This is a genomic window from Methanolacinia paynteri, from assembly GCF_000784355.1.
GTDB lineage: Archaea > Halobacteriota > Methanomicrobia > Methanomicrobiales > Methanomicrobiaceae > Methanolacinia > Methanolacinia paynteri.
The window spans coordinates 44,320-67,669 of record NZ_KN360939.1 but is presented as its reverse complement, the minus strand read 5'-3'; the positions used below and the strand labels follow the sequence as shown (position 1 = coordinate 67,669).

Annotated in this window: 27 protein-coding genes and 1 pseudogene; 15 read left to right on the top strand and 13 right to left on the bottom strand. The window is 49.5% G+C overall.

All coding sequences use genetic code 11. The annotated features are described in order from the left end of the window. Positions 1-8: 8 nt before the first annotated feature. Complete coding sequence (locus tag METPAY_RS10135; protein WP_048152095.1) at positions 9-500, bottom strand: helix-turn-helix domain-containing protein; 492 nt, start codon at positions 498-500, stop codon at positions 9-11. A 60-nt stretch (positions 501-560) separates the two neighbouring features. Beyond that, positions 561-875, bottom strand: coding sequence for a hypothetical protein (locus METPAY_RS10130; protein WP_211251530.1), 315 nt, complete (start codon positions 873-875; stop codon positions 561-563). Positions 876-1,166: 291 nt separating this feature from the next. Here METPAY_RS10130 and METPAY_RS10125 point away from each other — a divergent pair, with 291 nt between their 5' ends. The 6 genes from METPAY_RS10125 to comE are packed head-to-tail and all read left to right on the top strand — an operon-like array spanning position 1,167 to position 6,931. Further along, positions 1,167-1,946, top strand: coding sequence for an ATP-binding cassette domain-containing protein (locus METPAY_RS10125; protein WP_048152089.1), 780 nt, complete (start codon positions 1,167-1,169; stop codon positions 1,944-1,946). Beyond that, positions 1,943-2,650 (top strand): GTP-binding protein, encoded by a 708-nt coding sequence (locus METPAY_RS10120; RefSeq protein ID WP_048152087.1) that lies wholly within the window; start codon positions 1,943-1,945, stop codon positions 2,648-2,650. The genes METPAY_RS10125 and METPAY_RS10120 overlap by 4 nt, the downstream gene beginning before the upstream one ends. Positions 2,651-2,655: 5 nt before the next feature. After that, complete coding sequence (locus tag METPAY_RS10115) at positions 2,656-3,309, top strand: (Fe-S)-binding protein (protein ID WP_048152085.1); 654 nt, start codon at positions 2,656-2,658, stop codon at positions 3,307-3,309. Further along, the gene (locus METPAY_RS10110) at positions 3,303-4,541 is read left to right on the top strand and encodes a methanogenesis marker 16 metalloprotein (protein ID WP_084600799.1); all 1,239 of its coding nucleotides are present in this window, start codon (positions 3,303-3,305) and stop codon (positions 4,539-4,541) included. Before METPAY_RS10115 ends, METPAY_RS10110 begins: the two co-directional genes overlap by 7 nt. A gap of 1 nt (position 4,542) precedes the next feature. Then, positions 4,543-5,796 carry a cysteate synthase gene (locus METPAY_RS10105; protein WP_048152083.1) on the top strand — a complete coding sequence of 418 codons (1,254 nt, stop codon included), beginning with the start codon at positions 4,543-4,545 and terminating at the stop codon, positions 5,794-5,796. A 10-nt stretch (positions 5,797-5,806) separates the two neighbouring features. Then, positions 5,807-6,931 carry a sulfopyruvate decarboxylase subunit beta gene (comE, locus tag METPAY_RS10100; RefSeq protein ID WP_048152081.1) on the top strand — a complete coding sequence of 375 codons (1,125 nt, stop codon included), beginning with the start codon at positions 5,807-5,809 and terminating at the stop codon, positions 6,929-6,931. Positions 6,932-6,976: 45 nt separating this feature from the next. Here the strand turns inward: comE and METPAY_RS10095 are convergent, their stop codons facing one another. Next, positions 6,977-8,191: a phosphoglycerate kinase gene (locus METPAY_RS10095; protein WP_048152080.1), complete on the bottom strand. Its 1,215-nt coding sequence runs from the start codon at positions 8,189-8,191 to the stop codon at positions 6,977-6,979. A 146-nt stretch (positions 8,192-8,337) separates the two neighbouring features. Between METPAY_RS10095 and METPAY_RS10090 the strand changes: the two genes are divergently transcribed. Further along, entirely contained in the window at positions 8,338-8,913 is a 576-nt protein-coding gene (locus METPAY_RS10090; protein ID WP_048152076.1) for a flavodoxin family protein, read from the top strand. Positions 8,914-8,949: 36 nt separating this feature from the next. Here the strand turns inward: METPAY_RS10090 and METPAY_RS10085 are convergent, their stop codons facing one another. From METPAY_RS10085 to thiM, 5 genes are all read right to left on the bottom strand, one after another. After that, positions 8,950-9,486: a hypothetical protein gene (locus METPAY_RS10085; protein ID WP_048152075.1), complete on the bottom strand. Its 537-nt coding sequence runs from the start codon at positions 9,484-9,486 to the stop codon at positions 8,950-8,952. 234 nt (positions 9,487-9,720) lie between these two features. Then, positions 9,721-10,338 (bottom strand): hypothetical protein, encoded by a 618-nt coding sequence (locus METPAY_RS10080; RefSeq protein WP_048152072.1) that lies wholly within the window; start codon positions 10,336-10,338, stop codon positions 9,721-9,723. A 54-nt stretch (positions 10,339-10,392) separates the two neighbouring features. Then, positions 10,393-11,280, bottom strand: a complete 888-nt coding sequence (locus tag METPAY_RS10075) for a bile acid:sodium symporter family protein (RefSeq protein ID WP_048152069.1) — start codon at positions 11,278-11,280, stop codon at positions 10,393-10,395. Between the two features lie 80 nt (positions 11,281-11,360). Then, the gene (thiE, locus tag METPAY_RS10070) at positions 11,361-12,002 is read right to left on the bottom strand and encodes a thiamine phosphate synthase (protein WP_048152066.1); all 642 of its coding nucleotides are present in this window, start codon (positions 12,000-12,002) and stop codon (positions 11,361-11,363) included. Continuing rightward, entirely contained in the window at positions 11,992-12,801 is an 810-nt protein-coding gene (gene thiM / locus METPAY_RS10065; protein ID WP_048152063.1) for a hydroxyethylthiazole kinase, read from the bottom strand. Before thiM ends, thiE begins: the two co-directional genes overlap by 11 nt. Positions 12,802-13,147: 346 nt before the next feature. Here thiM and METPAY_RS10060 point away from each other — a divergent pair, with 346 nt between their 5' ends. Then, a complete protein-coding gene (locus METPAY_RS10060; RefSeq protein ID WP_048152060.1) occupies positions 13,148-13,675 on the top strand; it encodes a YqhA family protein in 528 nt (175 codons plus the stop codon). Between the two features lie 21 nt (positions 13,676-13,696). Here the strand turns inward: METPAY_RS10060 and METPAY_RS15525 are convergent, their stop codons facing one another. Both METPAY_RS15525 and METPAY_RS15520 read right to left on the bottom strand, forming a co-directional pair. Next, on the bottom strand, positions 13,697-13,915 hold the full coding sequence (locus METPAY_RS15525) for a hypothetical protein (RefSeq protein ID WP_052418767.1): 219 nt from the start codon (positions 13,913-13,915) through the stop codon (positions 13,697-13,699). A gap of 45 nt (positions 13,916-13,960) precedes the next feature. Beyond that, a pseudogene (locus METPAY_RS15520) lies at positions 13,961-14,119 on the bottom strand (YkgJ family cysteine cluster protein); the annotation flags it as partial. Positions 14,120-14,367: 248 nt separating this feature from the next. Between METPAY_RS15520 and METPAY_RS10050 the strand changes: the two are divergent. Further along, entirely contained in the window at positions 14,368-14,682 is a 315-nt protein-coding gene (locus tag METPAY_RS10050) for a hypothetical protein (RefSeq protein WP_048152054.1), read from the top strand. A 75-nt stretch (positions 14,683-14,757) separates the two neighbouring features. Here the strand turns inward: METPAY_RS10050 and METPAY_RS10045 are convergent, their stop codons facing one another. Beyond that, entirely contained in the window at positions 14,758-15,846 is a 1,089-nt protein-coding gene (locus tag METPAY_RS10045) for a hypothetical protein (protein WP_157199061.1), read from the bottom strand. Between the two features lie 235 nt (positions 15,847-16,081). On the opposite strand from METPAY_RS10045, the gene METPAY_RS10040 reads away from it, so the two are divergent. Further along, positions 16,082-16,879: a response regulator gene (locus METPAY_RS10040; RefSeq protein ID WP_048152048.1), complete on the top strand. Its 798-nt coding sequence runs from the start codon at positions 16,082-16,084 to the stop codon at positions 16,877-16,879. Between the two features lie 2 nt (positions 16,880-16,881). Here METPAY_RS10040 and METPAY_RS10035 read toward each other — a convergent pair whose 3' ends face one another. Next, on the bottom strand, positions 16,882-17,682 hold the full coding sequence (locus METPAY_RS10035) for a potassium channel family protein (RefSeq protein WP_048152045.1): 801 nt from the start codon (positions 17,680-17,682) through the stop codon (positions 16,882-16,884). Positions 17,683-17,957: 275 nt separating this feature from the next. Next, positions 17,958-18,260, bottom strand: coding sequence for a hypothetical protein (locus METPAY_RS10030; protein ID WP_211251529.1), 303 nt, complete (start codon positions 18,258-18,260; stop codon positions 17,958-17,960). Between the two features lie 463 nt (positions 18,261-18,723). Between METPAY_RS10030 and nifH the strand changes: the two genes are divergently transcribed. The 5 genes from nifH to METPAY_RS10005 are packed head-to-tail and all read left to right on the top strand — an operon-like array spanning position 18,724 to position 23,347. Then, entirely contained in the window at positions 18,724-19,545 is an 822-nt protein-coding gene (gene nifH, locus METPAY_RS10025; RefSeq protein ID WP_013328220.1) for a nitrogenase iron protein, read from the top strand. A 30-nt stretch (positions 19,546-19,575) separates the two neighbouring features. Continuing rightward, positions 19,576-19,902 carry a P-II family nitrogen regulator gene (locus METPAY_RS10020; protein ID WP_048152039.1) on the top strand — a complete coding sequence of 109 codons (327 nt, stop codon included), beginning with the start codon at positions 19,576-19,578 and terminating at the stop codon, positions 19,900-19,902. A gap of 15 nt (positions 19,903-19,917) precedes the next feature. Then, positions 19,918-20,337: a P-II family nitrogen regulator gene (locus METPAY_RS10015; RefSeq protein WP_048152035.1), complete on the top strand. Its 420-nt coding sequence runs from the start codon at positions 19,918-19,920 to the stop codon at positions 20,335-20,337. A 20-nt stretch (positions 20,338-20,357) separates the two neighbouring features. Then, positions 20,358-21,974, top strand: a complete 1,617-nt coding sequence (gene nifD, locus METPAY_RS10010; protein ID WP_048152033.1) for a nitrogenase molybdenum-iron protein alpha chain — start codon at positions 20,358-20,360, stop codon at positions 21,972-21,974. Between the two features lie 2 nt (positions 21,975-21,976). After that, a complete protein-coding gene (locus METPAY_RS10005) occupies positions 21,977-23,347 on the top strand; it encodes a nitrogenase component 1 (RefSeq protein ID WP_048152030.1) in 1,371 nt (456 codons plus the stop codon). The last annotated feature ends 3 nt before the right edge of the window (positions 23,348-23,350 follow it).

Genomic DNA, 23,350 nt, shown 5'->3' with positions numbered 1-23,350 from the left:
TAAAAAAATTATTTTTCAAGCCGCCGGTCAAGTGTCTTCAAAGCCTCGATTATCGTTTCGGCCTGCGGTTTCATAATTACGACCGGAATCTCAACTATACGCTCGATCATCGACGCAAGTACAGGGGCGCAGACGATCCCGAGGGCACCGTCCTTTTCAGCCCTGACCGCTGAGATAATGCACTCTTCCATCGTATATGCAGGATATCCGCGAACTTTCACCTTCTTTGCTCCCACGTCCGGCCGGCTTGATTCTATATCGTCGAGCAGGAATTTGGCCGCTATAATGGCAACAAAATCGGAATCCTGTGGCTGCAATGCATTCACTATTGCCTGCACAGTTGAAAACCGCGGATCACGCTCTCCCGAAGTTATCTTGTAAAGTGTTGCAACAGGAATTCCGGCTCTCTCTGCAAGTTCACGAATGCTTACGCCTTTTCTGTCGATCTCCTCCTGCAGTGCGGTTTTAAAACCTACCTGGAATATCCTTTGCGAGAACATGACATACAATTGAGAAAAATAGATATTAAGTGTTTTCCTGAAAAGGCAAAATAATTGCCATCAATCTATGCAGAAATCCAGGTAGTCACCGACGGGCCTTAGTCTTCCGCCCCTGTTGCCGGGAAGGCTCCTGCAAATATCTGACAGAAGAGTGCATGCCTCGATGTACTCCTCCATGTCACCGCCTTCCGCAAGATTCCTGCAGTAGTTGAGCAGGTAAAGCGCAGGAAGAATATCTCCTCCACCGTTTTCCAGGGCTTCACTAATCGACAATTCTATCTCATGCAGTTCGTCGAACGGTGATATTCCGAACTCTGCGTATTCATTCTCTGCGATGCCTGTTGCCCCGTCAGCACCGGAAAGCTCCATTTTCATCTCTCCGCTTATTAAACAGGTTTCTGTCATATCTTATTCCTTAATTCATCTTCCCAGCCTGTCAGAACTCCCGAAATACAATTCTAAATAGTAAGGACCGGGTTATAAAAGGTATAAACGGAACCGATTGGATGGTTTAACCCGGAGGTTAAACGACTTTACACAACCTGCTAAAAAACTGCAGCGAATTATTTGCATAATAGGTAAAATCTAATTAAAAAATTTCCCCATAGTATCTTAATTTTTGCCTTAAATGATCCATATTAAGAAATAGTCCGCTAATACTGATACATGGACCCCCTGACAATAGAAAAGATCACGATACTCCCCGGCAGGAACAGGAAAGGGATCACGGAAAATTTCAGTGCTCTCACAATATGCCCGGGCGACACGATATCGATAGTGGGACCGACGGGATCGGGAAAGAGCGCCCTGATAAACGACATAGAAGTCTTTGCAAACAGGGACACGATTACAGGCAGGACAATTCTCGTGAACGGAGAACCTGCCCCTGAAGAGTTCGTCCGCGACCCGGCGAAGAAACCCGTCGCTCTGATCACCCAGAATACAAAATGCCTTGCAGATATGACTGTCGGGGATTTTCTCGGGATGCATGTCAGGTCGAGAAAGATAGAGGACGAAAGAACAGTCGAAAAGACGATTGCCCTTGCGAATGAGTTTACAGGCGAAAAGATCCTCCCGGAAGTCAGGATGACCTCGCTTTCCGGAGGACAGACAAGGTCCCTGATGGTCGCAGATGCCATAATGATCTCAAATGCACCGATTATTCTTCTCGACGAGATCGAAAATGCAGGCATATTCAAGGAGAAAGTGATCGAATGCCTGAAAACGCACCATAAGGCACTCATCTTCGTCACACACGATCCGGTCGTCTCACTGCTCTCTGCAAAGAGGATTGTTATGAAGAACGGGGCCGTGGAGCGCATCCTCGAACCCGGAGAAGAGGAGAGGGAAGCGCTTGCAGAGATCATCAGGATGGACCGGACGCTCTGCACGCTGAGAGAGCTGATACGTGCGGGAGAGATTATCAGGAGCGTAAATCCGGCATGAAAATGATCGTAATCGCAGGGCCGCCGTCTGCTGGAAAGACGGCTGTGGTCAAACAGGTGATAAGGAAATATTCGGGGGAAAAACGGTGTGCGTACCTGAAGATCGACGTTGTCAGGGCCTTTGAGGACGAGGAGCTTGCAGGGGAGTTCGGAATTCCGACAAAGAAGGTATACTCGGGGGACGTCTGCCCCGACCATGTAGGGATACTGGTTATGAGCGATGCAATATCGTGGGCCGAGTCCGAAGGCGCCGATCTCCTGATAGTGGAGAGTGCGGGATTATGCCTCCGCTGTTCGCCGTATACCACCCAGTCGCTCGGAATAGTTGTCCTGAGTTCGATATCCGGGGTAAATACTCCACTTAAGATGAGCGCAATGCTGGCCCTCGCGGATATCGCAGTCGTTACAAGGACAGATCTCGTATCTCAGGCGGAAAAGGAGGTTTTCAGGGAGAAGATCCGCGAGGTGAACGAAGGGCTCGACATCGTCGAGACCAACGCAGTGCAGGGAACCGGGCTCAGGTACCTCTTCAGGGCGATAGACGAACAGGAGGAGATCTCCGACCCGCAGAAGATCACACTCAAAGGAGCGCCTCCTCTCGGGGTCTGCACGATCTGCGTCGGGAAGAAGGATATAGGATGGCAGAACCACTTTGGGGTTATCAGGAAGCTCGAAGGTGCGGACTTCCTCTTCAGGGGAGACTGACTGCCATGAAAAATACGGATACAGGTGAATGGGTTCCGCCGGGAAAGAACTGCGGGGCATGCGGGGCTTCGACATGCGAAGAGTTCGTTCTTATGCTCGCGGGAGGAAAGAAAGAAAAACCGGACTGCCCGTTCTATAGAGAGAGCCCGGATTTGAATAATCCGCCGGAATCAATACTGACAGCGAACTACGGGGTCCGCGATATTCACGGGGATCCGTTCGACTTCATCCTCCACCCGCTGCCGGGAGAGCCCTCAGCCAGAAAGATTGTTCTTCCTTTCAGGCCAGATATGACCGAAAAACTTGAGATAAAGAAAGGCGATCTCGTCCTCGGCAGGCCGACGGGGGCCGGGTGCCCTGTCCAGCACGTACTCTCGGTCATCGAAGCCGACTATCTCACCGGACTCCTGACCTGCCATGTCGTCTCGCCGCTCCTTGCAAGGGAGAAGGGCGATGAGGTTAAATCGATCTCCGCCTATCATATCATCGGGTTCGAAGGAGTCGCACAGACAATAAACAAAGAACCGGAATTCGGAAGGAGACAAAAATTCCTGCCGGGCTTCTGCATGATGAATCTTGCACATACTGGCGTTGTCAATATGGTGTTTGAGAACAGTTATGGTATACATACAAGAGTGGAGGATATCAGGATATGGTGAAGACAGTCGCAGAGATCAATAAAAAGATCAGGGGCGGAACTGCCGCCGTGCTTACGGCAGAGGAGTTCAAGAAGAAAGTCCGCGACGGCGAGAGGCTTTCACCCGATGATATCGATGTTGTCACCTGCGGAACGTGCGGGGTCATGTCCGGAACGATGGCAATACTGACCGTCCCCGTCGCAGAACCTGGGGCGTTCCGCAGGGCGGAATCCATAACACTGAACGGTGTCCCTGCCTTCCCTGGCCCGTGCCCGAACGAAGGGCTGGGGCTTGTCGACCTTGTAGTATACGGCACATCCCATGCATCACGCTCATACGGGGGAGGAAATCTCTTCAGAGATGTCGCATCGGCAGAAAAAGAGATTGAGGTACACACGGAAGCCGGAGGAAAAAACTTTGAATGCACGGTTTACGGCGACGAACTTCATTATGCCATGATGATCACGTCGAGAAGTGCATTCAAAAACTACTCGGCATTTGTAAACTCAGGTAAAGATCCTGTGAACACCATATTTTCCGTCCTGCCACTTTCCGGCGGGCTCACACAGGCGACGGTCAGCGGATGCGGAGAGATCAATCCCCTCCAGAACGATCCCGATATCAGGTTCCTCAGATCCGGCGCAGGAGTTCTGCTGAACGGTGCCGAAGGGCTAATACTCGGTACAGGAACTAGGAGCAGCCCTGAAAAACCGAACCTTTCGATATCTGCCGGTATGGCAGGAATGAACTCTGAATTCATGGGCGGATTCAAGACGTCCGCAGGACCTGAATGTATTACGTCGATCGCCGCCGCGATTCCGGTTCTCGACGACGAATGCATCGCACGCTTATCAGTGCTCGACGAGGAGGTCCCGCTCCCTATAGTGGATGTCCATGACAGGCGGACACTCGGGTTTTCGGACTATGGGAGGATCTGGCAGTCGGCCGGCCGGCATATAACAGCAGATCCGGCAAAATGCCTCTTTTGCGGGGAATGTCCCGCACAGGAGCAGTGTCCTGCCGATGCGATCATGCCCGGCGGCGGGATTATTTCCTCAAGATGCCTCAGCTGCGGGGCATGCCTCTCTACCTGCATCGGCGAGGTCTATTCGATGGAGACAGGATCGATAGAACTTGAGGGAAAAGAGATCCCGGTTGTTCTGAGGCAGTCGGATCGCCGGAGGGGTGAACAGATCTGCTCGGATCTTAAGGAAAAAATTGAATCAGGTAAATTCATGCTGGGAGGTATGTAATATGGGCGAATACACGCTCAGGTGCCCTGTCTGCGGAGAGGCGATCGACGACTGCTATACCAATGCATGCATGAATGGATGCAGTGGTCTGGTTTATGCCGATTATTCGGCAAAGCAGATCACCGTCCGCGATCTCCCGGGAATGTTCAGGTACCACGACTGGCTCCCGGTCTCAGGCTGGACGCAGACGGATACATGCCCGGCAACGTACCGCAGCGAAGGGCTTGCGGATCACCTCGGGCTTAAAAATCTCTACATCGTCTTCAACGGCTACTGGCCGGAGAAGGGGGCTTTTATCAGGACATGCTCGTTCAAGGAGCTGGAAGCCGTTCCGACGATGCTTAGGATTAAAGAGCGGCTGAATAACGGAATCCTCCAGATCTCGTCCGCAGGAAACACGGGACGGGCATTTGCAGAAGTTTCCGCAGGAACCGGTACTCCTGTGATAATATCCGTTCCGAAAAAGGCGGCGGGCAGCATCTGGACGACAAAAGAGTGTGATTCGGTCTTCCTCGTGACAATCGAAGGTGATTATTCTGATGCAATTGCACTGGGCAATGAGATCTGCACAATCCCGGGAGTGATATCCGAAGGAGGTGCAAAGAATCCGGCCCGGAGGGACGGCATGGGAACGGTGATGCTGGACGGAACCATGGCAATAGGAAAGATGCCGGACTGGTACTTCCAGGCCGTTGGCAGCGGAACAGGCGGAATCGCCGCGTGGGAGATGGGAAAGAGGCTTCTTGCCGACGGAAGGTTCGGCGACCACCTGCCCCGGCTTTATCTTTCACAGAATGAACCGTTCGTGCCGATGGTAAATGCATGGAGGGACAGGAGAAGGGAGATTATTCCTGAAAAGGATATGCCCGGGGGGAAGGAGGCAGCAATGGAAACCTATGCGACTGTTCTCACGAACAGGAATCCCCCATATTCTGTTGCCGGAGGTCTCTTCGACGCTCTCAGCGGGACGAACGGTATAATGAGAGGGGTGAAAGGTGATGCGAAAAAAGCAGGAAGGCTCTTTATGGACCTCGAAGGAACCGACCTCGATCCTGCCGCTGAAGTATGTGTCGCATCACTCATAAGTGCGGTGGAATCCGGGGATGTCGACAGGGATGATAATATCCTGCTCAATATCACGGGCGGAGGATACAGGAGGGCGGCAGAGGATCTCGACATGATCCCCGTCAGGCCTTCCGCCTCACTCCGGAGTTTGGATGAAGCAGAGGAACTAAAAGACAAGATTACGGAGTGAATGAGGAAATATGCCTGAAAGGAAGATTGAATCGATACTGCGTGACGAAGGGATCGAATTCGTCGTATCCCTTCCGTGCGACAGGACAAAGGATCTCTGTGCACTGCTGGAGAAAGACTTTCACTATGTAAACATCAACCGCGAAGAAGACGGTGTAGGGGTCTGCGCAGGCCTCGCTCTTGCGGGACGCAGGTACGTTCTCCAGATGCAAAGCTCGGGGCTTGGTAATTCCCTCAACGCAATGATGTCGCTGACATATCTTTACGGTCTTCCGCTGCCCATAATCGCAAGCTGGAGGGGAGTATACAATGAAAAGATCGCCGCACAGGTCCCGTTCAACAGCAGGATTCCGGCAATTCTCGACGCAATGGGGATCTCATATACAATAATCGACGGATCGGGTGACCTGGAAAAGATCAGGGAAGCCATTCGGCTTTCTTTTGAAAACAGAGAGATCCACGTGATCCTTATTCTCCCGAAACTATGGGAGGAAGGAAACGGCGGTTGTGCTGAAGATCCATTTCCTCCCCGTGAGCATGAAATCAGACTTGAATATAACCGCAGAATTAAAGAGCCTGTCATGAACCGTGCCGGAGCAATCTCGGTCATCGCCGGAGAACTGGAAGATGAAGCGGTGGTCGTGAACATAGGTGTCCCCTGCAAAGAGATGCATGCCGCAGGAGACAGGCCTGAAAATTTCTACATGCTCGGGAGCTACACGCAGGCAACACCCATAGGGCTCGGGCTCGCAATCGGGCAGGAAAAGGATGTCGTTGTAATCGACGGCGACGGGAGCCTTCTCGGAACCGCGATTCTTTCTACTGTTGCAGCGGAAAAACCAGGCAACCTGACGATTTTTGCCCTCGACAACGGTGCATTCGGAAGCACCGGCATGCAGATGACTCACTCGTGGACGACCTGCGATCTCGAACTTATCGCAAAAGGGGCAGGGATTGAGAATACCATAAAAGTTGGAACTGCCGAAGAGCTGAAAGAGGCATTCTTAAACCGCGGTAAGGGGCCGTCTTTCATTCATGTCATCATCAAACCGGGAAACACGGACTCTCCGAATCTCACGCTTACACCTGAAGAGATCAGGGACAGGTTTATGGATTCGATCGGGAAGGTCACATAAACTGAAATAAACAAAGCGAAGGGGAGTTACCTCTCCCTATAAAAACTACCAGAACTTTTCTCTTGAATATTCGAGAGCCTCGACCGCCGGGAGCTTCTTCCCCGTCAGGAACTCTATACAGGCACCGCCACCGGTCGATATATGGCTGAACCTGTCAGCGACACCCATCTTCTCGATAACAGCCGCAGTATGGCCTCCGCCGACAACCGAAAACTCCGCCTTCTCCGACGCACGTATCAGTTCGTATGTTCCTGCTGAAAACTGCTCGTCCTCGAAAACACCAGCCGGCCCGTTCAGGACGATGGTGCCCGAGTTCGATATGATCCCTGTAAGCTCTGCCAGGGATTCGATACCGAGGTCCATAATTCCCTTGTCCTGCGGCATGCTTTCGAGCGGGTACTCGGCACGCATTCCGTCCTCCTTCACCGCGACATGGTCGGGGGTTACAATCCTGTCTGAATATTTTTTGAGGAGCTCTGCAGCAATTCCAATCTCCTTATCATAACCGAGAGAGTGTACCAGATCCGTCGATGGCTTTCCGATATTCTTTCCTTCGGCAAGGTATACGACATTTGCGACGACTCCGGTAAAAACGACGTTATCGGCAATCCCTGCTTCAAGAGCGTTTTTGGCAACTGCAAGAGAATCGTCGACCTTAGTTCCTCCGAGCACAAAGGTGACCGGGCCGGGTGCATCTGTCAGGACCTTTGAGAGTGTTGAGACCTCCTTATCCATCAGCAGGCCGGCGACCGATCTCATCACCCTCGGGATTCCGACGATTGTGGGCTGGGAGCGGTGGGCGGTTCCGAACGCGTCGAATACATAGTAATCGGCCATTGCCGAGAGCCCTTTCACAAGATGTGTCTTTTGGGCGTCTTCTCCGCTCATCGTCAGGACCTCTTCCGAACTGAACCTGACATTTTCAAGCATCAGGACTTCGCCGTAGTCCATCGCCTTCACGGCGTCCCTTGCACATGCACCGAATATATCGTCGATATAGTCGACCGGCCGGCCAATCAGGCGTTCAAGCCTTTCGGCATGTGCCCTGAGATTCGTAAAGTCCTTCTTCATCGGCCTGCTCTGGTGCGTTACAATCACGCATTTTGAGTCCTCAAGCGCCTTTACCGTCGGCGCATGCTCGCGGAAGCGCTTGTCGTCAAGAATCATATTCGACGAGGGATCAATCGGGGAATTAAAATCCACGCGCAAAAGAGCAGTTCCCCGGAGGGAACCGAGGTCCTCAAGCCTTCCAATCTTCATATTTTTGCCACCAGCCCGGAGTCCATTGACATATTATTGGATCGGGGGGGAAATATTGATTTCTTTGCATGACATGCCGGCCATCGTCCCGCCGGCGTCAGTTATATTAATGACCGTGACATTATCAAAATCAGGGAACATAGGTTATGAAAGTCGTAGCATTTAACGGAAGTCCAAAAAAAGACGGAAACACAGCGATACTCCTGCAAAAAGTCCTTTCAGAGCTTGAAAGGGAAGGTATAGAGACCGAGATCATCCATATCGGCGGACAGAAGGTCCACGGGTGCACCGCCTGCATGAAATGCATGGAAAACCAGGACAGGAAATGCGTCTTCGACGACGATTTCGTCAACAACTGCATAAAAAAGATGGAAGAGGCCGACGGTATCATCATCGGATCGCCGACATACTTTGCCGATGTTTCCACAGAAGTAAAGGCGCTGATCGACCGGGCAGGATTCGTCGGGATGGTCAATGGAGGAATGTTCAGCAGGAAGATCGGAGCCGCCGTAATCGCTGTAAGGAGATCGGGAGGCATTCATGCATATGATACGATCAACCACTTCTTCGGAATCAGCAGCATGATAACCATCGGATCATCCAACTGGAACCTCGGCCTCGGGCTCGAACCCGGTGATGTGGAGAACGATGTCGAAGGCATGCAAACCATGCAGACCCTCGGGATAAATATGGCATGGATTCTGAAGAAGATCCACAGGTGATCAATAACCACAAAATCCTTTCGCCATCTTTTACTCTCAGCGGACAAATTCGATATTACACGCTATCGAGGTCTGAACCGGGATTTTCACCGGACAAATAGAGCCACTCCGGTTTCTTTCAAATAAGATATACTGCCAGTCGATATAATCCAGATAATCTGCGGTTTTCACGGGAGTGACAAAATACCCGAAAACCGGCAACCCGATCCGGATTTCATCATATTCCCCGGTTCCGATCGATTTGTTATATTCACTTACAGACAATACCTCAAGAGCACGGTGATAACTCTCCCAGTCATAGCCTGTATCATTATAGTAAAGATAGGCTGATGAAAAATCGGAGATCTGGTAGCATGATCCCTCCTGTGCGTAATCGTTCCAGTTGACGACTAAAATATCGAGATAAAGGGTATCGTTGACGATGGAGAAATCAGGTGTGTAATCGCCCTCGACAAAGGTGCCGGTTTCCGGATCGCTGACATTGAAATGAATGGCATCGTTAATGTTATCCGGTAATACCCACGACTCGTTGTCGATATAATAAACTAGATCGAAGTACCCGGACCCTCCCAAAAATTCCTGGGGGCTATAATACCTGTAACCGGAAGAGTATCGTTGTTCTGAAAAGTCACCTGCGTCAGATATTTCTTGGAGATTGCAGTAATACCAGGCACAGGCCACAAAGCCCGGAGTTAATATTAAAATAACCAATACGGTGACAAAAACGCGATCTTTTAATAATCCGGGGTGTTTTTTGCCGGGATTCACCATATTTTCTCTTTTAATATTGATGCCCCCCTGGTGAAATCAAATATTATTTGTGCCCTCGATCGATCCCGTGATATCCTCTTTCCTGTGATGTTTGAAATAAAATGCCCCGAATATCGATACTATGATCGATCCGGTCAGAACGAAGATCATATCGAGCATCGTGTCCGTATTGCCGTGCTGCATGGGTCCGGCCATTGATCCTCCCAGGAACGTGTCTATAAGAAATTCATAGATCTCCCAGAAACCCGCAAGGGCCATGCCGAATATTATGGTAAACCCGATGATGAACGGAGTATTCAGGTTCATATTCCAGTACTTGTCGAGGAAGATGACGCCTAGGAACCCGAGAAGAGCGACGGTCGTCCCGGATACGAGATGGGCGATCTTGTCATAGTACGGGTAGAAGGTGGTGTAGTAGCCCTGTATGTAACCCGCCGTATGAAACCACAGAGCCATTGCGATCAGGAGATATACGAACCAGGGGAAGTTCACGTTCATCTTCTGTGCGACTATGTAAGGAACCAGTGTCAGGATAAACATAAGAAGGCCGGTAAACATCAGTTCATACTCCCCGATCAGGAAAGCATGAATCACGTTCAGGGCGATTAATGCCTGAAAAATATATGCAAGGTACATCCCGTACTCTTTCTTCATGAATCCATTATTCACGGCGATGTATAAAGATATTTGGAAAAATTAAATGGAATTTCACGAACTGCTTCCCGTTTCAGCCATACCGTTCTCTTTGAAATTCTTCCACCCCCACCACCCGGCAAGCAGCCCGGTAATCAGGGTCTGGAAGAAGATATAAAGGATGATTACAGAGAGAACACCCTGACCCTCGAAACTCCCCACACCTATAAGAAATGCTACACCGGCATTGCGGATGGAGGTGCTGACCGCCATCGATTTCCTCGTCCCCTCCGCCGATCCCCCGAGATAATAGCCCGCTGCAAGGGATATGAACACGAGCAGGACGATCGCAAGGATCCCGCGTATGCCGATAATCCCAGCGAGGGAGGATTCAGATTCCGAGAAGAACTTCAGCCCGAATGCAAGAATCACGACAACAAGCGCGGAGATGTTGGAGATCCAGAAGACGGGGCCGGATGCCCTCTCCGCCATGTGCGGCCTCTTCGCCTTCAAAAACATACCGAAGAAGAGAGGGATCACCTGTATTACCGCAAGCGTCTGGATTACCGGCCAGATATCGATACTGCCGGTACCGGGTACCAGCAGAAGGACCGTAAGCGGGGCGGAAATTATCGCGATCATACACAGGAGGAACATGACGCCTATCGAATGCCCGACATCCCCTCCTGCAAACTCGATTATCTTCGGCCCGTATGAAGCCCCGGGTGAACAGGCCATTATCAAAAACCCGAAGAGGGCGACTCCGTCAAGACCGAGGAGAATCGCAAGCCCCACACCTGCGAGAGGTATCGCGATAAGGTTCAGCAACAGAGAATTAACGAGCACACCGGGTTTCCTGAACGGATCGAGTATCTCTTTTACCCCGAGATTCAGGCCGATCTGAAACATCGACGAGACGATAAAAAAATAGATCAGCCAGAGGATCAGGTCGAAAGGAGTCACAATAAATAATAGATGCCTATTACTTAAATCCTGCTCTTTTTAAGAGAGTATTACAGGCTTTCTGAAGTATGAAAACCGGATCAGCGAAGACCGGACTTTTTTTTCTCAAGGGCGATCATCTTCTTCATCCCTTCCGCTGCCAGTCTGATATCGTCTGCACCGGCAACGGCGGAGATTACCGCGATACCATCCGCGCCTGCCGATATAACATCCTTCACGTTGTGCAATCCTATCCCCCCTATACCAATCACGGGGATCTCCACATTCGACCGGATTTGAGAAAGCATCTCCAGCCCGTGGCCCGGCCCTGCATCAGCCTTGGAGCCTGTTGAAAAGACAGGGCTCAATGCGACATAGTCGGCTCCGGCTGACTCTGCTTCGATCGCCTCGGCGACGTTTCCGACTGAGATTCCAATAATAAAACCAGTGGGGGATATTCTCCTTGCCCAATCGGCAGGCATATCGTTCTGCCCGAGATGAACGCCATCAGCTCCCACCGCAAGGGCGGCATCGATCCTGTCGTTTACTATGAACATTGCCCCCGAAGTGGCTGTAATATCCCTTATTTCCTTTGCCGTTTCAATAAATTCGCGAAAAGGGAGGGTTTTGTCGCGGAACTGGATGACATCCGCCCCTCCGGCAGTAGCCTCCAGGGCGATCTCCCGGTGGGTTCTCCCCCGCCCTATCTCCCTGTCTGTTACGACATAAAGATCATACGGCATCCTTTGTCCTCACCTTTGCATGCTCCGCGAGATCAGCTTCAGTCAGACTGAAAAGCTCATCAATAAGGGCAGTCCGGAATGAATATGGGCCTTTTGATTTCCCGGCTGCAAGCTCGCCGGCTCTTCCGAAGGTGGCGAATGCTGCCGCCGAAGAGATGACATAGTCTTTTTCCACGGCAGCAAACGCCCCAGCGAGGGAGGCCCCCATGCACCCGGTTCCCGAGAGATTGCCCATCATGGAAACACCGTTTTCTACAAGCATCACTTTTTTCCCGTCGGAGGTTATATCGACAGGGCCGCTCATTGCAACTGTTGTATTCAGGCTCTCGGCACATGTACGTACGGTTTCTTCGGGATCACTCAGAACACCGCATGAGTCGACACCTCGGATACCACCCTCTATTCCTGCTATCGTGCCGATCTCCCCGGCATTGCCTTTTATTATCGCGATATCGATCCTGTCAAGGAGCTCCATAACTGTCTGTGTCCTTAGTTTTGTGGCTCCTGCACCAACCGGATCGAGGATTACAGGAGTTCCGAGTTCATTGGCCCTTTTCCCTGCCTCAAGCATCGATTCCACCTGAAAAGAGGTCAGTGTACCGATATTCAGGACGAGAGCATTCGCAGCAGAGACCATCTCGGCGGCTTCGGCCTTATCACAGGTCATCACCGGTGCAGCACCGGCAGATATGGTGATATTTGCGCAGTCGTTGATTGTCACGATATTCGTAATATGATGCACAAGAGGCCGGTTCGCCCTCACTCTTGCAAAGATCCCAGCTATATCCTTCCCGTTCATATGCCTGACTCCTGTCCCCTGATCTTTAACCCGGACAGGCAATTCATATCATATATGTAAGGACTGCCTCATATACGGTTTCACTATACATCAAAAACGACAGCAGAATTTCTAAGTTTATAATACACAAAATGTGAAACACCAACCAAATTTCAATAATTACGGAGACCCGGTAAAATTACGGGAAATCCGATCTTTAAAATATTCTGACGAGTTAGGGTATACATATAATATTATGAGGAAGCCCTGAAACATATAAATTCAGATTTAAAATCTTTCGAAAATCCCTCAATGTATTATATCCCTCAAGGTGAAAGATATTAGAAGTAAAGGAGCCGCATAAATAATGAGCGACAACAGCCCCGGTCTCGGAAAGAAATTAGAAAATTCATTTGAAAGGGTTCTCTGGAGCCTGAGGTTCATTGTGCTCCTCGGGGTAATATTCGGTGCAATAAGTGCGATTATCCTCTTTGTCGTAGGATCGTTTGAAATTTTCAGCGTTCTTAGTGAGGCATTTTTTGAAGTTGAATCCCACTTATCACATGAAACGATACTCATCGGACTTATAGGCGCAATCGACTTCTACCTGATCGGCCTCGTCCTCCTGATATTCAGTTTTGGAATATATGAGCTTTTTATCTCCCAAATTGACATTGCAAGGAGCTGCGGAAGTTTCACAAATATTCTTGAAGTAAGGAACCTTGATGATCTTAAAAACAAGATCCTGAAAGTCATTATAATGGTGCTTATCGTAACTTTCTTCCAGAGAGTCCTCGACCTGGATATGGCGTCGTCACTCGACGCCCTTGCGATGGCAATCTCGATCTGCCTGATCTGCATAGGCGTCTATTATATGGGAAGGCACAACATCTGAATTTAAAAATTGAATTTTTCTTTATTTACGGGTTGAATAACCCTCTTCAAGAAGTATCCGTTCCATTTCGGAGTCCCATAATTTCTGGTCGGAGGGGTCAAGCAGTGCGATCCTTTTCGCCCAGATCTCTTTGAGCGTATCGTCATTTGTCCTTAGAATCCGCGGCCCTGTTATCCTCCCGACGGGCTTTCCGCCGGCTTCAAAAATAAGGATGCGCCAGCAGCCATAACTCCTGCACATATCCGTCCTTGTTTCGTGGATGATGCAGCAGACTCGGTTGTTGGCAGGATCGGGCCTGAGAAAGGGGCAGGCCTCGGGAAGCTCTTCGAATATGCTTCTGTCAGGGTAGAGGTGCAGCTTATCCTGATCTATGCTGACCCTCTTTCTCTCGCCCGTATACTGGTTGCATATGACGAATTCGGTCTCGCCGATCTCCTCCTCAATGGTAAGAACCGTTCCGAGGTAGCTGCAGCATTCGCCGCACTGAAGGCATTCAAAGCCCAGAAAAATCTCTCCTCATTTTTCCGTCAGCCATATCGTTCAGAGATTTATTGAACTGCAATTATCAAAAAGGAACCTGAAATAAAACTCAACGGCCCGGATCAATCTTTTCCCCCGAAATAATTTTATGCTGATGCTGAACCGCGATGATCAATTAATATTTATACTGTCGAAAAAGAGAAGGAATCATCATGAAATGGCTGGTCGCTGCCGGACTGATCATGGTCATCTCCTGCGGCTGTGTTGCATTTACGGATGAGGCCGTTGGCACATGGGAGAACAAAAGTCTGCCCCTGCAGGAGATTATGACGATCAAATCCGACGGAACATATTACATGTCCGATATGAACGGAAACGGGCTGTCTGGTGGAACATGGGTAAATATCGAAGATCACTACATATTCACCCCGGAGAGTGGCGGTGAGAAGATGTACGCAGGAATCGCACGGGGAGGAAGAGGGCAGGTTTTCATGATCTTCGACAATATCACGTATCTTAAGATTTGAATCCGAAAAAACGTTTATGAAACAAAGTTTTCATGGACTGTTTCATGTAAATCACAACGTGATTTTCATGTAAAATCAGATCTTGTTTAGGTACTTTGTATATTCCTCCCCGTAAGAACTAACCACCTTCACTGACAACTGGTCCTGTTCCCCGGGAGACCCGGAAAGGAAGAATTCTGTTTTTGGAAGATATTCCTCATCTTCAGCCGATTCTACGGATTTATCTTCAACAGAACCGTCCGCTTTTACCAGTTTGGCTTCTATCGCACGAATGAAATAGCTCTCCGGACCCCCATTGTATGATACCGTAATCCTGCCCGTATCATAGTTCTTCATTACCTGAAAATCAACCTGAATATCGTGCAGTCTCCAGTAGACCTTCTCACCGCCAAGTTCAAGTTCGAGATATGTATCCGGAGAAACTGAATAATTTTCAGCCACATCATAGATTATCCATCCTGTAAGGGCACCGGACCCTTCTACAGCGTTAAGGGACGAAAATACCTCCTTCCCCACATATATCTCACCCACACCCCGGATTACGAAGCGGCCGTTGATCATAGTATCATGAGACACATCATTTTCTATTACCGCACCGAGACCCTCAGCAAAATTCAGATTCGGAGTGATATTTTCCGACGGGTCCACTACGATGAAATCTCTGGTTGCAGGAGTAGTATGTCTTTCAAGATGGGCAGCGACCGGGGCGGCAGTTACACTCACAAGCAGAAATTTGAATCCGGCAGGAGGCGATATCTCATATTCATGGCCCGAATAAAGGTCTTTGAGATACATACGGTTCATGGTCTTCGTCCTTCCGACAGATAATGATATATCACTTCTTTCGTCTCCTTCGGAGAGGATCTGCATTCCGTCTTCATCGTAGAGTACATATTCACCGTAGCCGTGAGCCACGGATGCAATCTCGCTGAAAAGTTCGTCCGGACCTTCCGACGAATAGGAGCCGGTATAATTATCAGGACTCTCAGCCTGGCCGGCAGATTCAGTTGAAATATTCTGGCCGGAAGGTGCTGATTCTGTTCCCGAAACTAATTTGGATTTATTATGAGCAGAAATATAGTCCGAATCTGCCTGGATGTAAAATAAAACTACAAGGAAGAATGCTATAAGGATAATCAATGCCGCAATCATCCGTTTTTTCATTATTCCGGTATATCGGGCAGAAAAATATATATCGTTTTTCAATTATCAACCCGATCAGGCCTATTGCACCCGGTTAGGAAGAATCCGATACATGAAAATAGATGAGAATTATTTTCATCTTAATAGCAGATATAATAATTACAGATAAACCCGGCTCCTGTAGAGGAAATATTGCATTTCAGCTATTTTTTCCAGAAATATCCTGAACCGGCACCAGATTAACGGAGTTAATCATATGGCAGATACGATAAAAGGCAATGCAAAAAAAATCTTAATTGTCGAAGATGACGATCTCGTCGCCTCGCTTATAGAGGACGTTCTCGGCAAAAGAAATTATACAATCATCGATAAAGTCACCACAGGCGAGGAAGCACTCGATAAGGCGATTAAACACCTGCCCGACATCATACTTATGGATATCCGGCTGGAGGGAAGGATAGACGGGATTACTGCCACCAGGTACATAACATCACTCTTCGGAATCCCGGTGATATTTATTTCCGGAGAAAAAAACGAAGAACTGTTCAGGATAGCGGCCACGGCAGGGCCGAGCAGCTTTATTACAAAACCTTTTACTGCAAACGACATCTACTCGAATATCGAGATCGCTCTTGCAAAGGGTGAGATGAAGAAAAAAGAGAAGAAGAACCAGTATGATCTCCCTGCGGTCATTCTATACAAATCTCTCTCAGAGATGGACGCCTACTTCATCCTCGATGAAAAAGGGGGAATTATATTTTTGAACCCATATGCAGAACACATGATAAACACCAATATTTCCGGGGCTGCAAGAGAATCTATCAACAAGTATCTGCTCTTTTATAATGCGGCAACAAGGGAACCCTACAGGGATACGTTCAACAGCATTGTCAGGGAATGCAACTTCTTCGGGGAAAAATCAAAGATAGCTATAAAAATGTCAAACGGAGCGTTCAGGCCTGCTGTGACCAAATCATTTGTCATCTATGACCTCTTTCAAAACCAGATCGGCACGGTCTTCAGGCTCCATCTCAAAGCCAAAGGAGAGATGTGATTTTATTTCTTTTCTTTACCAGGGATATTATTTTCAAGTTCTCCAATCCTGGACGAGAGATCGTCCTGAAAACCCCTGCATTCCTTTAAGAGCGAATGAATCTCCCCAATCTTTGCGGTAATCTCCGGATCAGGCCCGGTATCCTCTTTCCGGGATACAAGTTTGGTCGACAGAAAACCTGCCAGTGTTCCGAATACGCTGACTCCCGAGATCATAAGCACAATACCCACAATTCTTCCTTTGACCGTAACCGGATAAAAATCTCCGTACCCGACAGTTGTAACTGTTACGCACGCCCACCAGATGGCATCTCCCCCGGTAAGAATATTTGCTTTCGGGGACACACTTTCGAACTGGACCACAAGGACCGACGATAGTTCGATAATTATTATGATGAATATCAGGATGAAGAATAAGGCAACCTCGGCCCTGTTCTTTGATACCTCTTTCCGGATCTTATCGACGCCGTTCTTTCTCATCACATAGACAATCCGTATTATCCTGAAAAGACGGAAGATCTTGGCTATTGGAAAAGGAACTGCAGAGAGGAGATCGGCCCATCCCCAGTTTTTAAAGAAATAATGGTACTTGGAATCATATGTAAAAAAACGGAAGAGAAAATCAGCCATGAACACTAAACTGATGAAGAGATCGATTATGCCAACGATCTCTGTCGCCGCAGGAACCAAATCGGGGAGGAGATAGAATATTATATTGAATACGGAAAGAGCAGACAGCAGCAGGATGAAGACTTCATATCCGGTGCCTTTGTATTCATCAGAAGAATGATCCGCTTCCTTCATAGCCAATCATATTTACCGGAGGGATTTTATGGATTTTGGTTTACCGGGACCTTCAGGTTGACAGCCGTTTCAAAAATATTAATATGAAAGATCATAAGGCAGGTAACCGCCGTCATGAGGAACCAGTCCCATACCGGTTACCAGGTGCAGGATAACCAGAAAAAGAATCATCTCCACCAGGATAATCGCAGATGAAAACAGGATAAAACGACTGATACCATCTTTCCCGCCAATCCAACGGTTACCATCGACAAAATACCCGATTAATCCTCCGATTATTCCGCGGGAACGGGAACGAAAAAGAACTGGAACCCGAAAAAATACAATATGAAAGAATTGTGAAGTATGGTTAGATCAAGGATATAATAAAAGATTCCGGGAATAAAGGCGGCAACAAGTGCTGCAAGCAGACCTGAACCGGTCTTTTGTTTCTTCGATCGTTTACTGATTAATTCAAAATCCCGTGATGCAAGGTATGCAGCAATCATGGTAAAAACAAAAGCCATGAAATAAAACTGTATTGCAACCTCCCACCCGAGATTATTGTAATTTCCGTACCTCACAATACCTGTGGCCATAAAGTACAGGACAAGTCCGAACACACAGGATATAATCGAAATTATGATGCCGTACTTTATTGCAGGTTTTTTCTCAAAAAAAATAAACAATTCACCTTTAGATCATCCATAATCATTCTGTCGCAGGGAGAATATTTGATCTTTTTGAAATGATGCGGGCACCTGCGGCAGGTGCCGGAACACCGAAAAATCATAAAACCGGCATCCATCGTTATGCATGACCCGATCTTCCATCAGGCCCTTTTCAGGGCAGATCGAATCCCGCAAAAAACGATCGTTTTTATTGATAAATCCGGTATAGGATTTGTAATTATTTATCATCAGCAAAGTACTTAAATTCAATAAATTCAGTTTACTAAAAACAAAACTATAAATATTGCTTGTTGGAATATATATTCCATAAGCTATAAATATTTAATATGTTAACTTACTATTTGTCAAAAGAAACAATGGGTGTAAACACATGCGACAGATAGCAATTTACGGAAAGGGTGGTATCGGAAAGTCGACTACCACACAGAACACAGTAGCGGCACTTGCAGCTTCAGGAAAGAAGGTCATGGTAGTCGGGTGCGACCCGAAGGCCGATTCAACGAGGCTTTTGCTCCACGGACTATGCCAGAAGACGGTGCTTGACACACTAAGGGATGAAGGAGACGACATAGACCTTGAGGATGTCCTCAAGCCCGGTTTCGGAGAGACTATGTGCGTTGAATCCGGAGGTCCTGAACCTGGTGTAGGCTGTGCAGGAAGGGGTATCATCACATCGATCAACCTCCTCGAATCACTCGGTGCATATACCGACGATCTCGACTACGTCTTCTACGATGTCCTTGGTGATGTCGTATGCGGAGGATTCGCAATGCCTATCCGTGAAGGAAAGGCTCAGGAGATCTATATCGTCGCCTCAGGAGAACTGATGGCGCTCTACGCTGCAAACAACATCTCCAAGGGTATCCAGAAGTATGCCGAAACAGGCGGCGTCAGGCTCGGCGGAATCATATGCAACAGCCGTAAGGTCGACCACGAACTCGAACTTCTCCAGGCATTTGCAACAGAACTCGGCTCGCAGCTCATCTACTTCGTTCCCCGTGACAACCTCGTCCAGAGGGCGGAGATCAACAAGAAGACAGTCGTCGATTTCGATCCCGAATCCAACCAGGCAAACGAGTACCGCAGCCTTGCAGCTGCAATCGACGGCAACAAGATGTTCGTCATCCCAAAGCCTATGAGCCAGGATCGCCTCGAAGAACTAATGATGGAGCACGGTTTCCTCGGACTCTGAACAGAACCAAATATCAGGAGAGTGACAAAGATGCAGTTCGTAAGAGCGATAGTCAGGCCCGAAAAGAAGGATGAGGTTCTCGAAAACCTCTCGGCAGGCGGATTTCATGCCGCAACAGTCGTCGACGTAGTAGGCCGCGGAAAACAAAAGGGTATCAGGATGGGAGACGTCTTCTACGACGAAATCCCGAAGACCTTAATCCTTGTTGCCATCGAAGACAAGGACAAGGACAAAATTACGGATATAATAATAAAGACCGCAAAAACCGGCACCAGCGGAAACTTCGGTGACGGAAAGATATTCATAAGCCCGGTAGAGGAGGCATACACGATCTCCAAAGGAACAAAGGGTCTTTGAGCAGGAGGTGCTGAAATGAAGGAAATTTTGGCAATCGTGCGAATGAAGAAGACCGGCGCCACGAAGCGTGCCTTAATCGAAGCAGGTGTCGCCGGTTTTACCGCGATGAGGGTCATGGGCCGGGGAAAACTCGTCCATGACGAGAATATCATCACGCCATGCAAGGACATTCTGAAGGGCATGGCGCCGGACGACGTCATCGAAGAGCATGAATCCGAAGAGCAGATCGTTACATTCCTCGACGACACGAGGATGTTTCCCAGACGTCTCTTCACGATCCTCGCGTATGACGAGGATGTCCCAAGAATAGTTGAAGCAATAATGAAGGCCAATCGCACAGAACGCGGTGCAGGCGACGGAAAGATATTCGTTACCCCGGTAACCGACTCAATCCGTGTTCGCACGGGAGAATCGGGCGACGCTGCGATCTGGTAAGGCTGACAGGAGCGAGAAAAATGACACTTACTGAACTGAACACAGACGAGATAATGACTCCTTACCCTGACAAGGTGAAAAAGAACAGGAAGAAGCATATCGTCGCAAAGACCGGTGAGGCCGCCTCCTGCCCGCAGATCGAGGCGAATACGAGAACGGTCCCAGGCATAATATCCCAGAGGGGATGCTGTTATGCAGGCTGCAAGGGTGTGGTCGTAGGTCCGATAAAGGATATGATCACGATCACTCACGGCCCCATCGGATGCGGCTACTACAGCTGGGGAACAAGGAGGAACAAGGCAAGAGCCGATGAGAAGACACCCCCCGAACACCTCTTCGGAACGATGTGCTTTTCGACCGACATGCAGGAGAGCGACATCGTCTTCGGCGGCGAAAAAAAGCTCACGAAGATGATCGACGAGGTCGTCGAGATCTTCCACCCCAGAGCGATTAACATCTGCTCCACTTGTCCGATAGGACTTATCGGAGACGACCTGAGTGCAGTATCGAAGGCCGCAGAAGCAAAGCACGGGATTCAGGTTCTCCATTACAACTGCGAAGGATACAAGGGAGTCAGCCAGTCGGCGGGCCACCACATCGCCAACAACCAGATAATGGAGCGGATCATCGGAACAGGAACCGACGAGCTGGAAGGCGATTACATCATCAACATCCTCGGCGAGTACAACATCGGCGGGGACGGATGGGAGATCGAGCGCATCCTCAAAGATATCGGATATAATGTCAACTCGATACTTACCGGCGATTCGGCCTACGTGAACATCAAAAACCTGCACAAGGCACACCTCAACCTGGTCCAGTGCCACCGTTCGATCAACTACATCGCCGAGATGATGGAGACGAAGTACGGAACTCCCTGGCTGAAGGTGAACTTCATAGGAGTGGAGGCGACGATCGAAAGCCTTCGCGACATGGCGCAGTGCTTCGGGGACGAAGACCTGATTTCAAGAACTGAGATAGTAATCGAGCGCGAACTTGCCGCAATCTCACCGGAACTTGAAAGGTACCGCAAGATATGTGAAGGCAAGACAGCATTCGCATTCGTCGGCGGTTCACGAAGCCACCACTACCAATACCTCCTCAGGGACCTGGGGATGGAGGTTGTGGTTGCAGGTTACGAGTTTGCCCACCGTGACGACTATGAAGGCCGTGAGGTAATCCCGACGATCAAGAGCGACGCCGACTCGAAGAACATCCCCGAGCTCCACCTCGAGCCGGACCCCGAGATGTACGAGGAGCCCCACCTCCACCTGAAGATGTCGAAGGAGAAATACGACAAGATGGTTGAGATGGGAAAACTCGGCAATTATGACGGAATGTATCCCGATATGATCGACGGCAGCGTAATGATCGACGACCCGAACCACTACGAGACCGAGGAGCTCATAGAGATCTTCCATCCCGACCTGTTATTCTCGGGAGTCAGGGACAAGTACATTTCGCACAAGATGGGAGTCCCGTCAAAGCAGATGCACTCGTACGACTACAGCGGCCCGTACGCCGGATTCAGGGGTGCGATAATCTTCGCACAGGATGTTGCAAACGCACTGTCGACCCCTGCATGGAAGATGATCACCCCGCCCTGGGAAAAGGACGAAACCGGAGGAGATGAGTAAAGATGCTCGACTGCGTACCAAAGGAACCTGTCACAACACATACTACAGGAAAGATCAACCCGGCAAAAACATGCCAGCCGCTCGGTGCGATGTATGCCGCCCTCGGAATTCACGGTTGTCTCCCGCACAGCCACGGGTCACAGGGATGCTGTGCATATCACAGGATGGCGCTCACCCGCCACTTCCGTGACCCTGCAATGGCATCATCAAGCTCCTTTACGGAAGGAGCTTCAGTATTCGGAGGCGCTGCAAACCTGAAGACATCGATAAAGAACATATTCGAGATCTACAACCCGGACATCATTGCAGTCCACACGACATGCCTCAGTGAGACAATCGGGGACGATATCCCGACGATCATCAAGCAGACCGAGATCCCGGAGGGCAAGTATGTCATCCACTGCAATACCCCGAGCTACTACGGCTCGCACATAACAGGGTTTTCGAACATGTGCAAGGGAATCGTAAACTACCTTGCAGAGTCGGACGGAAACCCGAAGAAGGAGCAGGCGAACATATTCCCCGGCTTCGTAAACCCTGCGGACATGAGAGAGGTAAAGCGGATCGTGACCGAGATGGGAGTTCAGTCGATAATGTATCCGGACACCACCAATGTTATGGACTCGCCCCTGCTGAAGAAGTATGAAATGTACCCGATGGGCGGGGCGAAGATCGAGGACATCAAGGACTCGGGCAACTCTAAGCTGACGCTCGCACTCGGTGCATGGTCGTCTGCAGAGGCAGCTGCGATCCTCCAGGAGAAGTGCAAGGTCCCCGGTGTCCCGCTGAAGATCCCAATCGGGATCAAGGCGACAGACGCTCTCATCATGGCGGTAAAGGACGGCTTCGGAGTAGAAGTCCCACAGTCCCTCGAGATCGAGAGGGGTCAGGTCATCGACACGCTCATCGACACACACTTCCATTACCAGGGGAAGAAGGTCGCTATATTCGGTGACCCGGACACTGTAATCGCGATGACCGAGTTCCTGATCACTATGGGAATGATCCCGAAGTATGTTCTTACGGGAACAAACGGCAGGAAGTTCGAGGAGACTATCAGCGCAATGCTCGAAGAGGCCGGAATCGAAGGAAGCAAGGTCAAGGCCGAAGGAGATCTCTTCGACCTTCACGAGTGGATCAAGGAAGAGCCCGTCGACCTGCTGATAGGAAACACACACGGGAAATATATCGCAAGAGCCGAGGACGTCCCGTTCGTAAGGTTCGGGTTCCCGATCTTCGACCGTGCAGTACACCCCCTGATGCCGGTTACCGGCTACAGGGGATGCCTTCGCCTGATCGAGATGATAAGCAATGCACTTCTCGACCGCCGTGACCGCGACTGTGCCGACGAAGACTACGAACTCGTATTGTAACGG

What these genes read in the sequence shown, in the direction of transcription:
- METPAY_RS10135 (WP_048152095.1), bottom strand. Translation starts at nt 500, where the DNA reads ATGTTCTCGCAAAGGATATTCCAGGTAGGTTTTAAAACCGCACTGCAG.
- METPAY_RS10130 (WP_211251530.1), bottom strand. Translation starts at nt 875, where the DNA reads ATGAAAATGGAGCTTTCCGGTGCTGACGGGGCAACAGGCATCGCAGAG.
- METPAY_RS10125 (WP_048152089.1), top strand. Translation starts at nt 1,167, where the DNA reads ATGGACCCCCTGACAATAGAAAAGATCACGATACTCCCCGGCAGGAAC.
- METPAY_RS10120 (WP_048152087.1), top strand. Translation starts at nt 1,943, where the DNA reads ATGAAAATGATCGTAATCGCAGGGCCGCCGTCTGCTGGAAAGACGGCT.
- METPAY_RS10115 (WP_048152085.1), top strand. Translation starts at nt 2,656, where the DNA reads ATGAAAAATACGGATACAGGTGAATGGGTTCCGCCGGGAAAGAACTGC.
- METPAY_RS10110 (WP_084600799.1), top strand. Translation starts at nt 3,303, where the DNA reads ATGGTGAAGACAGTCGCAGAGATCAATAAAAAGATCAGGGGCGGAACT.
- METPAY_RS10105 (WP_048152083.1), top strand. Translation starts at nt 4,543, where the DNA reads ATGGGCGAATACACGCTCAGGTGCCCTGTCTGCGGAGAGGCGATCGAC.
- comE (WP_048152081.1), top strand. Translation starts at nt 5,807, where the DNA reads ATGCCTGAAAGGAAGATTGAATCGATACTGCGTGACGAAGGGATCGAA.
- METPAY_RS10095 (WP_048152080.1), bottom strand. Translation starts at nt 8,191, where the DNA reads ATGAAGATTGGAAGGCTTGAGGACCTCGGTTCCCTCCGGGGAACTGCT.
- METPAY_RS10090 (WP_048152076.1), top strand. Translation starts at nt 8,338, where the DNA reads ATGAAAGTCGTAGCATTTAACGGAAGTCCAAAAAAAGACGGAAACACA.
- METPAY_RS10080 (WP_048152072.1), bottom strand. Translation starts at nt 10,338, where the DNA reads ATGAAGAAAGAGTACGGGATGTACCTTGCATATATTTTTCAGGCATTA.
- thiE (WP_048152066.1), bottom strand. Translation starts at nt 12,002, where the DNA reads ATGCCGTATGATCTTTATGTCGTAACAGACAGGGAGATAGGGCGGGGG.
- thiM (WP_048152063.1), bottom strand. Translation starts at nt 12,801, where the DNA reads ATGAACGGGAAGGATATAGCTGGGATCTTTGCAAGAGTGAGGGCGAAC.
- METPAY_RS10060 (WP_048152060.1), top strand. Translation starts at nt 13,148, where the DNA reads ATGAGCGACAACAGCCCCGGTCTCGGAAAGAAATTAGAAAATTCATTT.
- METPAY_RS15525 (WP_052418767.1), bottom strand. Translation starts at nt 13,915, where the DNA reads ATGTGCAGGAGTTATGGCTGCTGGCGCATCCTTATTTTTGAAGCCGGC.
- METPAY_RS10050 (WP_048152054.1), top strand. Translation starts at nt 14,368, where the DNA reads ATGAAATGGCTGGTCGCTGCCGGACTGATCATGGTCATCTCCTGCGGC.
- METPAY_RS10045 (WP_157199061.1), bottom strand. Translation starts at nt 15,846, where the DNA reads ATGAAAAAACGGATGATTGCGGCATTGATTATCCTTATAGCATTCTTC.
- METPAY_RS10040 (WP_048152048.1), top strand. Translation starts at nt 16,082, where the DNA reads ATGGCAGATACGATAAAAGGCAATGCAAAAAAAATCTTAATTGTCGAA.
- METPAY_RS10035 (WP_048152045.1), bottom strand. Translation starts at nt 17,682, where the DNA reads ATGAAGGAAGCGGATCATTCTTCTGATGAATACAAAGGCACCGGATAT.
- METPAY_RS10030 (WP_211251529.1), bottom strand. Translation starts at nt 18,260, where the DNA reads ATGGCCACAGGTATTGTGAGGTACGGAAATTACAATAATCTCGGGTGG.
- nifH (WP_013328220.1), top strand. Translation starts at nt 18,724, where the DNA reads ATGCGACAGATAGCAATTTACGGAAAGGGTGGTATCGGAAAGTCGACT.
- METPAY_RS10020 (WP_048152039.1), top strand. Translation starts at nt 19,576, where the DNA reads ATGCAGTTCGTAAGAGCGATAGTCAGGCCCGAAAAGAAGGATGAGGTT.
- METPAY_RS10015 (WP_048152035.1), top strand. Translation starts at nt 19,918, where the DNA reads ATGAAGGAAATTTTGGCAATCGTGCGAATGAAGAAGACCGGCGCCACG.
- nifD (WP_048152033.1), top strand. Translation starts at nt 20,358, where the DNA reads ATGACACTTACTGAACTGAACACAGACGAGATAATGACTCCTTACCCT.
- METPAY_RS10005 (WP_048152030.1), top strand. Translation starts at nt 21,977, where the DNA reads ATGCTCGACTGCGTACCAAAGGAACCTGTCACAACACATACTACAGGA.